The organism is Vibrio sp. S11_S32, assembly GCF_014694465.1.
Classification (GTDB): domain Bacteria; phylum Pseudomonadota; class Gammaproteobacteria; order Enterobacterales; family Vibrionaceae; genus Vibrio; species Vibrio algicola.
The window spans coordinates 21,907-34,981 of record NZ_JAAUWS010000024.1; the positions used below are offsets into that span (position 1 = coordinate 21,907).

15 protein-coding genes are annotated in these 13,075 nt (G+C 42.0%); 8 read left to right on the forward strand and 7 right to left on the reverse strand.

Going from position 1 to position 13,075, the window contains the following annotated elements:
* The first annotated feature begins 3 nt into the window (after nt 1-3).
* The 6 genes from trpB (at nt 4) to gspS2 (ending at nt 4,178) form a co-directional block, all read left to right on the forward strand.
* Entirely contained in the window at nt 4-1,194 is a 1,191-nt protein-coding gene (trpB, locus tag HC723_RS11550) for a tryptophan synthase subunit beta (protein WP_190339187.1), read from the forward strand.
* Nucleotides 1,194-2,021, forward strand: coding sequence for a tryptophan synthase subunit alpha (trpA, locus tag HC723_RS11555; protein ID WP_153446989.1), 828 nt, complete (start codon nt 1,194-1,196; stop codon nt 2,019-2,021). The genes trpB and trpA overlap by 1 nt, the downstream gene beginning before the upstream one ends.
* Before the next feature lie 145 nt (nt 2,022-2,166).
* Nucleotides 2,167-2,706: a septation protein A gene (locus HC723_RS11560; protein WP_190339188.1), complete on the forward strand. Its 540-nt coding sequence runs from the start codon at nt 2,167-2,169 to the stop codon at nt 2,704-2,706.
* 96 nt (nt 2,707-2,802) lie between these two features.
* Nucleotides 2,803-3,198, forward strand: coding sequence for an acyl-CoA thioester hydrolase YciA (gene yciA / locus HC723_RS11565; RefSeq protein WP_190339189.1), 396 nt, complete (start codon nt 2,803-2,805; stop codon nt 3,196-3,198).
* A 277-nt stretch (nt 3,199-3,475) separates the two neighbouring features.
* Nucleotides 3,476-3,775 carry a YciI family protein gene (locus HC723_RS11570; protein ID WP_153446986.1) on the forward strand — a complete coding sequence of 100 codons (300 nt, stop codon included), beginning with the start codon at nt 3,476-3,478 and terminating at the stop codon, nt 3,773-3,775.
* A gap of 10 nt (nt 3,776-3,785) precedes the next feature.
* Entirely contained in the window at nt 3,786-4,178 is a 393-nt protein-coding gene (gspS2, locus tag HC723_RS11575) for a type II secretion system pilot lipoprotein GspS-beta (RefSeq protein ID WP_190339190.1), read from the forward strand.
* Nucleotides 4,179-4,366: 188 nt separating this feature from the next.
* On the opposite strand, the gene HC723_RS11580 is transcribed toward gspS2, so the two are convergent.
* From HC723_RS11580 to HC723_RS11590, 3 genes are all read right to left on the reverse strand, one after another.
* Nucleotides 4,367-5,302, reverse strand: coding sequence for a class I SAM-dependent methyltransferase (locus tag HC723_RS11580; RefSeq protein ID WP_190339191.1), 936 nt, complete (start codon nt 5,300-5,302; stop codon nt 4,367-4,369).
* A gap of 27 nt (nt 5,303-5,329) precedes the next feature.
* A complete protein-coding gene (locus tag HC723_RS11585) occupies nt 5,330-6,046 on the reverse strand; it encodes a TIGR01621 family pseudouridine synthase (RefSeq protein WP_190339192.1) in 717 nt (238 codons plus the stop codon).
* Nucleotides 6,047-6,186: 140 nt separating this feature from the next.
* The gene (locus HC723_RS11590; protein WP_190339198.1) at nt 6,187-7,386 is read right to left on the reverse strand and encodes an amino acid permease; all 1,200 of its coding nucleotides are present in this window, start codon (nt 7,384-7,386) and stop codon (nt 6,187-6,189) included.
* 418 nt (nt 7,387-7,804) lie between these two features.
* Here HC723_RS11590 and cls point away from each other — a divergent pair, with 418 nt between their 5' ends.
* On the forward strand, nt 7,805-9,259 hold the full coding sequence (gene cls, locus HC723_RS11595) for a cardiolipin synthase (RefSeq protein WP_190339193.1): 1,455 nt from the start codon (nt 7,805-7,807) through the stop codon (nt 9,257-9,259).
* 44 nt (nt 9,260-9,303) lie between these two features.
* The gene (locus tag HC723_RS11600) at nt 9,304-10,494 is read left to right on the forward strand and encodes a cystathionine beta-lyase (RefSeq protein ID WP_190339194.1); all 1,191 of its coding nucleotides are present in this window, start codon (nt 9,304-9,306) and stop codon (nt 10,492-10,494) included.
* Between the two features lie 111 nt (nt 10,495-10,605).
* On the opposite strand, the gene HC723_RS11605 is transcribed toward HC723_RS11600, so the two are convergent.
* The 4 genes from HC723_RS11605 to pspA form a co-directional block, all read right to left on the reverse strand.
* Complete coding sequence (locus HC723_RS11605) at nt 10,606-11,178, reverse strand: DNA-3-methyladenine glycosylase I (RefSeq protein WP_190339195.1); 573 nt, start codon at nt 11,176-11,178, stop codon at nt 10,606-10,608.
* 107 nt (nt 11,179-11,285) lie between these two features.
* Nucleotides 11,286-11,672: an envelope stress response membrane protein PspC gene (gene pspC / locus HC723_RS11610; protein ID WP_190339196.1), complete on the reverse strand. Its 387-nt coding sequence runs from the start codon at nt 11,670-11,672 to the stop codon at nt 11,286-11,288.
* A 3-nt stretch (nt 11,673-11,675) separates the two neighbouring features.
* Entirely contained in the window at nt 11,676-11,894 is a 219-nt protein-coding gene (gene pspB, locus HC723_RS11615; protein ID WP_190339197.1) for an envelope stress response membrane protein PspB, read from the reverse strand.
* Nucleotides 11,895-12,008: 114 nt separating this feature from the next.
* The gene (gene pspA / locus HC723_RS11620) at nt 12,009-12,677 is read right to left on the reverse strand and encodes a phage shock protein PspA (RefSeq protein ID WP_153446978.1); all 669 of its coding nucleotides are present in this window, start codon (nt 12,675-12,677) and stop codon (nt 12,009-12,011) included.
* Between the last annotated feature and the right edge of the window lie 398 nt (nt 12,678-13,075).

A 13,075-nucleotide genomic window follows, 5' to 3' on the forward strand; every position in this document is an offset into this window, starting at 1 on the left:
ACCATGCCTAAGTTAGACCCTTATTTTGGTGAATTTGGTGGTCAATATGTCCCACAAATTCTGGTTCCCGCGCTTGATCAACTAGAACAAGCTTTTATCGACTCGCAACAAGATGAAGCTTTCCAAGCAGAATTCATGGGCTTATTACAAGAATATGCCGGTCGCCCAACCGCATTAACTTTATGCCGCAACATGACCAAAGGCACCAAAACAAAACTGTATCTAAAGCGTGAAGATCTGTTGCACGGCGGCGCGCACAAAACCAACCAAGTGTTAGGTCAGGCATTATTAGCTAAACGCATGGGTAAGAAAGAAATTATTGCCGAAACCGGCGCGGGACAACATGGCGTTGCCGCAGCACTCGCTTGTGCTTTACTGGACTTAAAATGCCGCGTATACATGGGCGCTAAAGATGTTGAGCGACAAAGCCCCAATGTATTTCGCATGAAGCTGATGGGCGCGGAAGTGATCCCAGTTCATTCAGGTTCTGCCACGTTAAAAGATGCCTGTAATGAAGCGCTGCGTGACTGGTCTGCAACTTATGAAGACGCGCACTACCTACTTGGCACTGCGGCAGGCCCTCACCCATTCCCAACCATTGTGCGTGAATTCCAACGTATGATCGGCGAAGAAACCAAGAATCAAATTCTCGCTCGTGAAGGTCGTCTGCCCGATGCCGTTATTGCCTGTGTCGGCGGCGGCTCAAATGCAATCGGTATGTTTGCCGATTTCATTCCCGATACCGAAGTGGGGTTAATTGGGGTCGAACCTGCCGGTTTAGGCATTGATACCGACCAACACGGCGCGCCATTAAAACATGGTAAAACCGGTATCTTCTTTGGTATGAAATCCCCACTAATGCAAGACAGCTTTGGTCAAATTGAAGAGTCTTATTCTGTTTCTGCTGGGCTTGATTTTCCATCAGTGGGACCACAACATGCTCATTTGAATGCGACAGGTCGGGCGCAATATGTATCCATTACCGATGATGAAGCACTCGATGCGTTCCAAAATCTCGCTTCACATGAAGGTATCATTCCTGCTTTAGAGTCCTCTCATGCATTGGCTTATGCGTTAAAAATGGCGTACGAGGATCCGGAAAAAGAACAACTGTTAGTGGTGAACTTATCCGGCCGTGGTGATAAAGATATTTTCACCGTACACAAACTATTAGAAGATAAAGGAGCGATCTAATGACAAACTCAACCACTCACACCGGTCGTTATGAAGCGTTATTTAATGCGCTCGAAGCCAAAAACCAAGGCGCGTTTGTTCCTTTTGTCACCATTGGCGATCCAAACCCTGAGCAATCCCTGGAGATTATCCATACTTTGATCCAATCAGGCGCTGATGCATTAGAGCTAGGATTTCCGTTTTCAGATCCTCTTGCCGATGGCCCAACCATTCAAGGGGCAAATATTCGCGCACTAGATTCAGGCACCACGCCAGATACTTGTTTTGAGATCATTACTCAAATTCGCCGTGAATACCCAGATATGCCAATTGGCTTATTGGTTTATGCCAACTTAGTGTTTGCCCGTGGTATTGATGACTTTTATGCTCGTTGCCAACAAGCCGGTGTTGATTCAGTGTTAATTGCCGACGTGCCAACCGGTGAGAGCGAACCATTTAATAGCGCCGCCAAAGCTCACGGCATCCACCCTATTTTTATTGCGCCACCAACCGCTAATAACACCACATTAGAGCAAGTCTCAAGCTTAGGATGCGGTTACACTTATTTGCTGTCTCGCTCGGGTGTGACTGGGGCCGAAACCAAAGCCAATATGCCAGTACATGCCTTGCTTGAACGCTTAAATCAATTTAATGCTCCTCCTGCATTATTAGGATTTGGTATTTCAGAGCCGGCCCAAGTACACCAAGCGATCACCGCTGGCGCAGCAGGCGCAATTTCAGGCTCTGCAGTAGTGAAAATCATTGAGGCTAATAAAGATAACCCGCAACAGATGCTAGATAAACTGGCCACATTTGTCTCTGGCATGAAAGCGGCGACACTAAAATAAAGACACAAGTTAGCAACGAGTGTTGAATATTTAAACAAAGGGAGCAGTTTTGCTCCTTTTTTGTCGCAAAATATCTCTAAACAGTTTCTATTCTAATGAAAATGATTAGACTGACCCCATCATTGACAAACTAATTAAAGAACGCATGAAGCAAATTATTGATTTTATTCCACTGGTTATTTTCTTTTTCTTGTACAAAAGCTATGACATTTATGTGGCGACTGGAGCACTCATCGTTGCCACGGCTGTGCAAGTTGCTGTGACTTACTTTGTGTATAAAAAAGTAGAGAAAATGCAAATCATCACCTTTTTGATGGTGGCAATTTTTGGCGGTATGACACTGTTTTTCCACGATGATAATTTCATCAAATGGAAAGTCACCATTATTTATGTTTTATTCTCAGTTGGCCTTTTAGTGTCTGATTACCTGGGCAAACCTGTGATAAAAGGCATGCTAGGTAAAGAGATCACCCTACCCGATCAAGTATGGAAACGCGTTAACCTTGCTTGGGTGGCTTTTTTTGCGGTGTGCGCGGTGATCAACATCTATGTCGCTTACCGATTACCATTAGATGTTTGGGTTAATTTCAAAGTTTTTGGACTACTCATCGCCACCTTCAGTTACACCATCTTAACTGGCGTTTATATCTACAAATATATGCCGAAAGAAAACCAAGAGAAATAATTTCTCGCTTTGGTTATAATCTGTATTATGTTAACTATCAATCGCCACTATTATGTGGCGATTTGATTATCAGAAAGCCCGATTTAGGAAAAACAAATGAGCACAACTGTTGAAACCCCTACCGGTTCAATGATTTTACGCACCCTAGCCATGCCCGCCGATACCAATGCCAATGGCGATATATTCGGTGGTTGGATCATGTCACAACTCGATTTAGCCGGTGCTATTTTAGCCAAAGAAATCGCCAATAGCCGTGTGGTGACTGTGTCGGTTTCGAGCATTACTTTTAAGCGGCCCGTAACCGTTGGTGATGTGGTGTGTTGTTATGGTGAGTGCATCAAAGTTGGCAATACCTCTTTATCTATCGCACTCGAAGTGTGGGTAAAATCGGTTAGTGTTGATGGTATTGGTGATAAAAATAAAGTATGTGAAGCCACCTTTAACTATGTTGCCATCAATGGTGAAGGCCGCCCAAGAACGGTAAAAAAATAATTTATCTCCAAATGATGCCCTATGAACATAGTACGCTATGTGATTAGGGCGAGTGAACGCAGTCAACAACGCTGTAGCTTCAAGTATGAAGGATATAATTGTGCAGCACGTGCGCATAATGTAGTCTACCAAGCGGCTTTTGTTACCAAACGGTAGCCTTATTATTTATGGCAGCGTATATTAGCCATATCTCTGATTTTTAATGAATACCTACCTATTACTTTCATGGAATGATAACTTGAAGTAAAACGGGTACATAAATAAAGGATTATGATCAATGTGGTATGTTATTTTCTCTCAAGACGTTGAAAATTCTCTTGAAAAGCGCATGAGCGTGCGCGAAAAACATTTAGCTCGCCTTAATACTTTAAAAGACGAAGGCCGACTATTAGTTGCAGGCCCGATGCCCGCTATCGATTCAGACAATCCTGGCGAAGCTGGCTTTACCGGTTCAACCGTGATTGCAGAATTTAGCTCGTTAGCCGAGGCTCAAACTTGGGCTAATAACGACCCTTATATTGATGCGGGCGTGTATGCCCACGTTACCGTTAAGCCATTCAAAAAAGTGCTGCCATAAAGAGCCTGATATGAAATTAAAAACCGTGATCCTTGCACTGCTAGCCAGTGCGACTTTATTTGGTTGTAGCTCAACTGATGAAGTATCTTTAATGGCCGATCATCGCGCCACAATCTTGGAATCGAACCTGCCTTATAAGCAAGGTCCATTGCATATCATGAGCGCTAAATCGACCGAGCATACGGTTGAACTGCTGATGATTTATAACAACACTGGCGAAATAGCACCAAGCGCTTTAGTCGATGCCAGCATTGCTTATTACTGCAGTGACAGTGAAGTACGTGCTGTGCTCGACAAAGGCGTTATTTACAAACTGGTGCTGCGCAATGAACGCGGTAAGTTAATCAGCGAACAAGAAGCAACAAAACAAGTGTGTGAGTCTTTAGACGAGGCAAAAAAATAACACTCACGATTAATTACATCTAAAAACGGCGTATTAACTTAAAGTTAGTACGCCGTTTTTGTTTTTATTGGTATTGTAACGTCATCTGTTTAATTCAAAACACTGATTACACTCTGCCTAAATTTTACTGTCAATTAACAATGGCAATCAAGGGGAGGAGCTTGATAAGTAATCTGACACATAACTCACTAACGACTAAACACTAGCGCCTTCAAACTGGCTTGTTCATCAATATCGGCGAACTCTAATGGATTAGCTAAACGTTGCTGATAGATAAGCTCTGGCGCTTCTTCTAGCATGGTATCAATTAAGAAGTCTTGTGTGACGGCTGGTGAATTGACGCAAGCAAGCACAATGCCCTGCGGTGTTAACAATGACGGTAAACGACGTAAGATTCGCTTGTAGTCTTTAGTCAATGCAAAGCTGCCTTTTTGAAAGCTAGGCGGATCAATCACAATCACATCATACGGGCCAGCTTTGGTGATTTTTCCCCATGATCTAAATATATCGTGCCCCATAAAGGTCACTTTCGATAAATCATGTTGGTTTAATCTGTGATTGTCTCGCCCACGGGTTAATGATGCGCGCGCCATATCCACATTAACAACTTTACTTGCTCCGCCTTCAATCGCTGCGACTGAAAATCCACAAGTGTATGAAAAAAGGTTGAGGACCGCTTTATCTTGCGCGCGTTGCTGTAGCCATTCACGCCCAAGACGCATATCTAAAAATAAGCCTGAATTTTGATTCTTACCCAGCTCAAGTTGATATTTTAAGCCATTCTCAATCGCGACCGGTTTTAGCTCAATATTACCTGTGATCACTTCAAATGGTGCGCCATGTTCATAGCGATGTTGTAATCCAATCCCCTGTGCGCCGATGTGTTTCCATTGCTCAGTTTGGCTTAAATGTTGTAAACCTTGCACTAGCGACTGCATAAACTCGTCATCCACCGGCTTGAATAAGTTGACAATTAATTGCGTTCCTAACCAGTCGGCAGTGAGCTGATCTAAGCCTTGCCATAAACGACCCCGTCCGTGAAAAATTCGGCGTATTTCGTTATCACAATTTGGCAATGCTTTATTAAGTTCATCAAAAAAATCAGGTAGCGCATTAACTTGCATATTCAGGTTCACTTTTTATTATGTGTATTATTTATTGGTTTTGATCACAGGCCAATCAAGCTGACACGGTTTTCCCCATGTCTTTAACGCATGTTGAACCGCCTCGCTTTGCCACTTCTCACCCATATTCTCAAGGCGATTCCATTTAGGATCGGATGGGTCACAATGTACTCCGACGATGTTGCCTTGATATTGGAATTTTAAAGCGTAAGCATGCAAATAGCCACGGTCGGCATTGCTCGATGGGGTATAAATTGGATCGCCTACAATCGATGAGCCAATTGAATTTAACGCCACTCGAATTTGATGAGTTTTACCTGTTTTGGGCTTACATAAAAAGATACGTTCGCCCGACTCTCCTGCTACCGAGAAAAATTGGGTTTGCGCAGGATTAGTTTGAGTCGTCGTTAGTTTCCAACTAGAGCGGCGTGAACGCTCCATATCACCAGAGATGAGGCCTTGTTTTTTCTTTGGTTTTTTCACCCCTATCGCAAGGTAAAATTTGGTCACCGCGCGGTCTGCAAACTTTTGAGACAACTCACTGGCTGCTTGGTGATTTTTAGCCAAGAGCAGCAATCCTGAGGTCATTTTGTCGAGTCTATGCACTAAAAAAAGAGATTGATAACCGGTTGCTTTACTGATCTCAAGCAATAGAGAAGTATCACCATCATCTTTGTGCACGCTCACATTAGGATGTTTGTTGATCACTAAAAAATCGGGGTTATCCATTACAATATCAAACATGTCACACCTAATTTGAAGGTTAAATCGTCGCTAACATTGTTGGCAGCATTAAGGAGCAAGAGTATACAACAGAATCAAAAATGCCGACATCGAAGCCGGCATTGGAAATTGAATACAATGTGCCTTACTTGTCGTCAACCTTAGTTAAAAAACCAAGACATTAAGATAAAGGCACCAAAGAAAAATGACATGATCAACGCTACAGATCCGCCACCAGCAGTATAAGGTTCTTTCATTCCCATTAACTGGAAGCTAGGTTTACGCACTCTAAGGACCATGGCGAGTGGACCCCAAATAGCCAAGAACACCAAGGTAATGCCGGCATATTCAAGCATATTTAAAAACTTATTCGAGAATAATCCCGTCACCACCAAAGGCAAAATAAAGGTTAATGCAAACACGGCGACTTTAGCAACCAAACCGCTATTTAGGTTCAGTGTTTTCGCTAGCCCTTTAATACCATCTTTATTTTGGTCAAATAAAGCCATCGACACCCCTAAAAATGAGGTTATTAATGCTAGTGCAGAAAAAATAGAAATGATGGTTTTTAGCGCGCCAGATTGACCGCCAAATGCACGGATTAACTGCGAAATATTATCAAATTGACTGATCTCAGCGGTGCCTAAATTGCCGATAATGGCAAATAACCACGTTAAATAACACACCAATGGAATAACCGAACCAAGTAAAATCATATTCCGGATTTGTTTCCCATCGGCTTCTTTGTTGTACATGACCAAAGACGGGATCACCACCATAGAGCCAAAACTGGTGAAGATGGTGGTGCTGTGTTTCACCACATCTTGCCATTGGAATACAGGAGTTTGCGCTAGATAATCTGGCTCGATATGCGTAAATAATGTCGCCACAACCGTCAATAACATGCCGATCATTAATATAAACAACACTCTATTTAGAATATCGATATAAGATTTACCGGCGATAATCACAAACGCCATCACGAAGGTAAACGCGGCATAACAAATCGGTTGAGCAACATCTAAACCCACTTCTAACAGTAAGTTATGGAATAAGTCACCAATGCCTAAAGTGTAAGCCACTAAAATACAAATCAGCAGCATATAAAAGAAGAAGTTAATGAAGTATTTACCGCCCGTTCCCAATGTCAGTTCGGCAACACTGTTCATTCCGCCATTTTGGGCCGTTTTGGTACAGGCTTCTGCCAGCAATAGAGCGCCGTAAGTGGTCCCTACAAAAATCACTGTCATTAAAATCAGACTGACTGTAAAGCCAAATTGAGCCAGCGCCATGGGGATCCCCAACATTCCTGCGCCTAATGCGGTTCCTGCAAGGATCAGAGAACTACCGAATAATTTCATATTCACAACATTGTTCCTTTAACATCAAAAGTTTACAGTTTTCACTCTGTTATTTATTTTTATATTTACACACAAATAAAGCAGTGATCTCGAAAAGTTGACTATCAGTAAAGCAGGTTACGTCACAAATTTAAAGCCAAAGCAGCATAATTTATCATTTTCTTTTAAAAACCTAGCTGAATACTGGTTAAACAACCTTAACAAACAGATTAAAACGCCACCAATTATTCATAAGAGCAATCTTTTTATACTGTTATCTTAGCTAGCTCGCCGCTTCATATTGAAATCGCTTTATGTTGAAAACCGCTTTGGGTTCGAGGGCTTTTTATTTGATATTTCAATCGAAAGCGTTCAAATCTAAATCAATTTAGTGCTAGAGTATCAGACATTGTTTTTATGATTTATATAATGCGAGTTCATGGAAAAACTTTATCAAATTCTAGCCTTAGCCGGTGTGATAAGTTATTGGTTGCTGGTAGCAGCAGTCACTATCCGAGTGGTGGTAAAACGCCGCGCGGTCAGTGTGTCTCTCGCATGGTTAATGATCATCTATATTCTGCCCTTTGTTGGGGTCATTTGTTATTTCTTATTTGGCGAACTGAATCTTGGCCGAACCCGAGCCGAACGTGCTAAACAAATGTTTGAACCTTACGGCGAATGGTTTACGCAGTTGCAACAATGCCAAGCCCACCAACCTAAATTATTAAATCTACAGCTGTCGCAGATCCATGATATTTGTACTAATCGCACTTCTATCCCTGCTCTGTGTGGTAACACTCTTTCACTGCAAGACACACCCGATAAAATTCTGCTGTCGATTATCCGCGATATTGAGGGAGCAACCGAAAGCATTCGCATCGAATTTTATATTTGGCAAAATGGTGGATTGATCGACTCGGTCAATGCTGCGTTAGTACAAGCGGCTAAACGTGGAGTTAAAATTCAAATCCTGATTGATTCTGCTGGTAGCCCTAAATTTTTCCGAAGCCATTGGTATAGCTTAATGCGAACCTCTGGTATTGATGTTCGAGAAGCGCTGGCAGTGAATGCTTTTCGTATGTTCTTCCGCCGTCTTGATTTACGCCTGCATCGAAAAATCATTACCATCGATGATCAAGTGGGTTATACCGGCTCAATGAATATGGTCGATCCAATTTACTTCAAACAAGACTCTGGCGTGGGGCAATGGATTGATGTGATGGTTCGAGTTACTGGCCCGACGGTTAATATCTTGGCCGCTATTCATGCATGGGATTGGGAAGTTGAAACGGGCGAGCGTCACTTGCCTACCTTCCCTGTTTGCACGATAGAAACCAATGGCGCTCTGCACCCTATTCAAGTAGTACCATCAGGCCCTGGTATGCCAGATCATCTCATTCAACAAGTGTTAGCGTTGGCAATAAATCAAGCGCAACATTCGGTTAGGATCACTACCCCTTATTTCGTACCAAGTGATATTTTACTGCAAGTGATCAATATGACCGCTCAGCGTGGTGTTACGGTCGAATTAATCATCCCAAAAAAGAATGACTCCTTGTTAGTTAACTGGGCCTCAAAATCGTTTTTTACCGAGTTACTCAATGCGGGAGTGAAAATCTATCAATTTGATGGTGGTTTATTGCACACCAAATCGGTGGTTATTGATCAACAATACTGCTTAATTGGTAGCGTCAATCTTGATATGCGCAGTTTATGGCTCAATTTTGAATTGACCTTAGCGGTCGATGATGATGAATTCACTAAAGAGTTATATTGGGTACAACAAACCTATATTGAACAATCTCATCTTATTGACTCAAATGAATGGCAAAAACGCAGTCTATTTCATCGAGGATTAGAACGCTTATTCTATTTATTCAATCCATTACTTTAGGGTGCTGATCTCATCAACGCTCACTCTCTTTAAAAGGAATTATGATGTCAAAAAAACTTGAAACCAAACTTGTGACAGCAGGACGCAATAAAAAATGGACACATGGCGTGGTAAATCCACCAGTACAACGCGCCTCAACGGTGGTATTTAATACGGTTGCAGAAAAAAATGCCGCCACCATAAAGCGCCAAGGCCATACATTATTTTATGGTCGCCGTGGTACCGAAACCCATTTTGCCTTTCAAGAAGCAATGGTAGACGTCGAAGGCGGCGCAGGGTGTGCACTCTACCCTTGTGGCGCAGCAGCGATCACCAATACTATCCTAGCCTTTGTTGAGCATGGCGATCATATCTTAATGGTCGATACTTGTTACGAACCAACGCGTGATTTTTGTAATATTATCCTCAAAAAAATGGGCATCGAAACCACTTATTACGATCCGATGATTGGTGAAGGCATTCGCGAACTCATTCGTCCGAATACCAAAATCTTATTCACTGAATCTCCTGGCTCTTACACCATGGAAGTGCAAGATATTCCTACCCTATCTAAAATCGCCCATGAGCAAGATATCATTGTCATGATCGATAATACGTGGGGCGCGGGCGTTAACTTCTCTCCATTTGAGTTTGGGGTTGATATTTCTATCCAAGCGGCAACTAAATACATTGTCGGCCATTCTGATGTGATGCTCGGCACCTCTGTTGCCAACGAAAAATACTGGCCACAACTGCGCGAACAAAGCTATTTAATGGGGCAATGTATTTCACCTGATGATGCCTATACCGGCTTACGCGGATTGCGCACACTAGGGGTTCGATTAAAACAACATGATACCAATGCACTTGCAGTAGCCAAATGGTTAGAACAGCGCCCTGAAGTGGATCATCTCCGTCATCCTGCGTTTGAAACCTGCCCTGGGCATGAGTTTTATAAGCGTGACTTTACCGGGGGAAATGGTTTATTTTCTTTTGTATTAAAAACCAGCAATAAAGAAGCCACCACGGCGTTACTTGATACCGTTGAGCATTTCAGCATGGGCTATTCTTGGGGCGGGTTTGAGAGTTTAATTCTTGCCAATGAGCCAAGCACTTTCGATACCATGCGCACTGTGGCCAACCCTCATTTTACAGGCACATTAGTTCGCGTGCATATTGGATTGGAAAACGTCGAGGATTTAATTGAAGATTTAGCGCGCGGTTTAGAAGCTTATAATGCGGTGTTAAATCGTTAATTTTTTTAACTTATTTTTCATAAAAATATTATGACATAAAAATGGCGAGCGGTTTTGGAGCACTTTACAGGTCTACAAGATCATAAAATCACAAGCTCGCCATTTTAAAACTTATTTACATTTCGCATAACAAGGGCAATCGATTACGTGATCATTCACCATTCCCATTGCCTGCATATACGCATAGCAAATGGTTTCGCCCATAAATTTAAAACCACGTTTCTTTAAGAACTTGCTCATTGCTTTTGATTCTTCTGTTACCGCTGGCACTTCATCCATGCTTTTTCTGGCCGGTTGCAAAGGTTTGCCATCGACAAATTGCCATAAAGCTGCAGATAACGAACCAAACTCTTGTTGCAGCGCGATCGCGGCTCGCGCATTAGAAAACACCGAGGCAATCTTGGCTTTATGTTTGACGACATCAAAGTTTTCAATAATAAACGGAACACGTTGCTCATCGTATTGCGCCAAAGTATGAATATCAAACCCTTTAAATGCGGCGGTGTACCCTGCGCGTTTATTTAAAATTGTGCGCCAACTCAGTCCTGCTTGCGCGCCCTCTAAACAGATAAATTCAAATAGCACCGTATCGTCATAGACGGGTACGCCCCACTCTTTATCATGGTATTCACGCTCATTATCATGCTTCATTGCCCATCCGCATGTACTGTCTTGCTCTGTCATGAGTTTGCCCTATCTGCTAAATGCTAAATGCCAAAAATCTCTGACAGCTTAACTGATATCAGAGATTTTTAATTGTAGAATGATCGATAAAAATAAAAGCTTAATTTTTATAATTGGTTAAATTGTTTATTAACCTTATACGCATCGGATGTGACATACGATTCCATCTTCCTTATTTTTTCTTCGATTTGTTGATATTCACAATCGAGATCGGATAATAATTCCGATGGGACTTTCCCCGCCTGCCATGGTTTATTTTTTAGAGCGTGATCTTCTGTATCGCCTTGTTCTTGCATAGAAGCCGGTCGCTTCTCTACCATCAACCAAATACCAACATAGGCGAGTAATACCAGTAAATTTCCGCCTAACAAAAATATAGATACCGCTAGAATTCGGATCCACCACACTTCAACACTAAAATAACGCCCGATGCCTGCGCAAATACCGGCGATTTTGCCCGTGGTGGGTTCTCGATAAAAGGTTTTTTTAGTCATCAATTACCTCCAGTTTGGGGCTTCTGAATCTAAGATTTTTTCTAATGTTTTGACCCGCGCTTGCATGCCTTCGGCTTTACTCGCGAGTTGTTTTAACTGCTCAAGTTCCTCACCTGACAATCCATGTCCGACTTGTCGCTTACTGCGATAATGTAAAATCAGCCATAAAGGGGCGACGAAAATCATAAATACCACTAAAGGTGTGGCAAGAAATGTCATCATGTACAGCTCCTACTCTTATAAAACTACAATCCTGCATCGTGGAAACAGGTTAAACAACACCAATCAAATAACGCTCAAATTATTCAGTGATTTTGATTGGTATCAAAAAGTAAATTAGTGCTTATCTTGCATGCTTTGCTTTAGTTTTTCTAATTCTTTTTCAATCTCATCATCGGCTTGCAGCTCTGCAAATTCTTGATCGAGGTTTTTGCCTTTTTCGCCGAGATCATAACTATCCGCTTCAGCTTCTAGTTCATCAATCTTACGCTCGTATTGTGCAAATTTAGACATCGCCTCTTCGGTTTTGCCAGTATGCAATTGCTTTTTAATATCACGGCGATGACCCGCACTTTGTTTACGGGTAATAATAGATTGCTGACGAGCACGAGTTTCCGTGATCTTAGCTTCTAATTTTGCTATCTCTGAGCTTAGCTTTTCAATTGATTCTGCCAATAGTGCTTTTTCATTTGATAAGCCTTTTAATACATCATCGATTCTTTGCTTTTCGATTAATGCGGCGCGAGCCAGATCTTCACGTTGCTTAGTGATGGCTAAACTGGCTTTCGCTTGCCAGTCTTGCGCTTGGTCTTGTAATAATAAGATGCGACGGCTGATTTCTTTATCATCGGCTAAAGATTTGGCTGAGTGAGTGCGGACTTCAACTAAAGTGTCTTCCATTTCTTGAATAATAAGGCGGATCATTTTTTCTGGATCTTCGGCCTTGTCTAACAAAGCACTGATATTAGAATTAACGATGTCGGCGAAACGTGAAAAGATTCCCATAATAACGTCCCTCTTGGCTATGCTGATTAAAAATACTAAGTTGTTGATTAAATATGCTAAATTTACTTTAAGATATATAAGTCGTTTAATTTAAGCCCTAAGTTAATGAAAGATTTTAATTCCACCTATTACCTGCTTACAATAAACAATACATAAAACATGCCAAAAAATTAATCCTTATTAAACAGACAGTTATCGTGTGCGGTTTTTTATCCTCAAAACTGATATGATGAATTTAACCAATTGTTAGTGAAATTTATCATCTTAGATGCGTAAGCGTTCACCAGCACCCTATTGACAGGGCTGGTGAACGTTAAAAACCGAATACGTTTGGGTAGGGCTGTCGATTCGTCACGGCTGTGACGATTTCGGACACAACTGACCATGCTGAGAGGCCA

Excerpts from the sequence above, each read along its gene's own strand:
- pspA (WP_153446978.1), bottom strand. The coding sequence starts at position 12,677 with ATGGGAATCTTTTCACGTTTCGCCGACATCGTTAATTCTAATATCAGT.
- yciA (WP_190339189.1), top strand. The coding sequence starts at position 2,803 with ATGAGCACAACTGTTGAAACCCCTACCGGTTCAATGATTTTACGCACC.
- HC723_RS11570 (WP_153446986.1), top strand. The coding sequence starts at position 3,476 with ATGTGGTATGTTATTTTCTCTCAAGACGTTGAAAATTCTCTTGAAAAG.
- trpA (WP_153446989.1), top strand. The coding sequence starts at position 1,194 with ATGACAAACTCAACCACTCACACCGGTCGTTATGAAGCGTTATTTAAT.
- HC723_RS11605 (WP_190339195.1), bottom strand. The coding sequence starts at position 11,178 with ATGACAGAGCAAGACAGTACATGCGGATGGGCAATGAAGCATGATAAT.
- HC723_RS11600 (WP_190339194.1), top strand. The coding sequence starts at position 9,304 with ATGTCAAAAAAACTTGAAACCAAACTTGTGACAGCAGGACGCAATAAA.
- pspB (WP_190339197.1), bottom strand. The coding sequence starts at position 11,894 with ATGATGACATTTCTTGCCACACCTTTAGTGGTATTTATGATTTTCGTC.
- gspS2 (WP_190339190.1), top strand. The coding sequence starts at position 3,786 with ATGAAATTAAAAACCGTGATCCTTGCACTGCTAGCCAGTGCGACTTTA.
- HC723_RS11585 (WP_190339192.1), bottom strand. The coding sequence starts at position 6,046 with ATGTTTGATATTGTAATGGATAACCCCGATTTTTTAGTGATCAACAAA.
- pspC (WP_190339196.1), bottom strand. The coding sequence starts at position 11,672 with ATGACTAAAAAAACCTTTTATCGAGAACCCACCACGGGCAAAATCGCC.
- HC723_RS11590 (WP_190339198.1), bottom strand. The coding sequence starts at position 7,386 with ATGAAATTATTCGGTAGTTCTCTGATCCTTGCAGGAACCGCATTAGGC.
- trpB (WP_190339187.1), top strand. The coding sequence starts at position 4 with ATGCCTAAGTTAGACCCTTATTTTGGTGAATTTGGTGGTCAATATGTC.
- cls (WP_190339193.1), top strand. The coding sequence starts at position 7,805 with ATGGAAAAACTTTATCAAATTCTAGCCTTAGCCGGTGTGATAAGTTAT.
- HC723_RS11580 (WP_190339191.1), bottom strand. The coding sequence starts at position 5,302 with ATGCAAGTTAATGCGCTACCTGATTTTTTTGATGAACTTAATAAAGCA.
- HC723_RS11560 (WP_190339188.1), top strand. The coding sequence starts at position 2,167 with ATGAAGCAAATTATTGATTTTATTCCACTGGTTATTTTCTTTTTCTTG.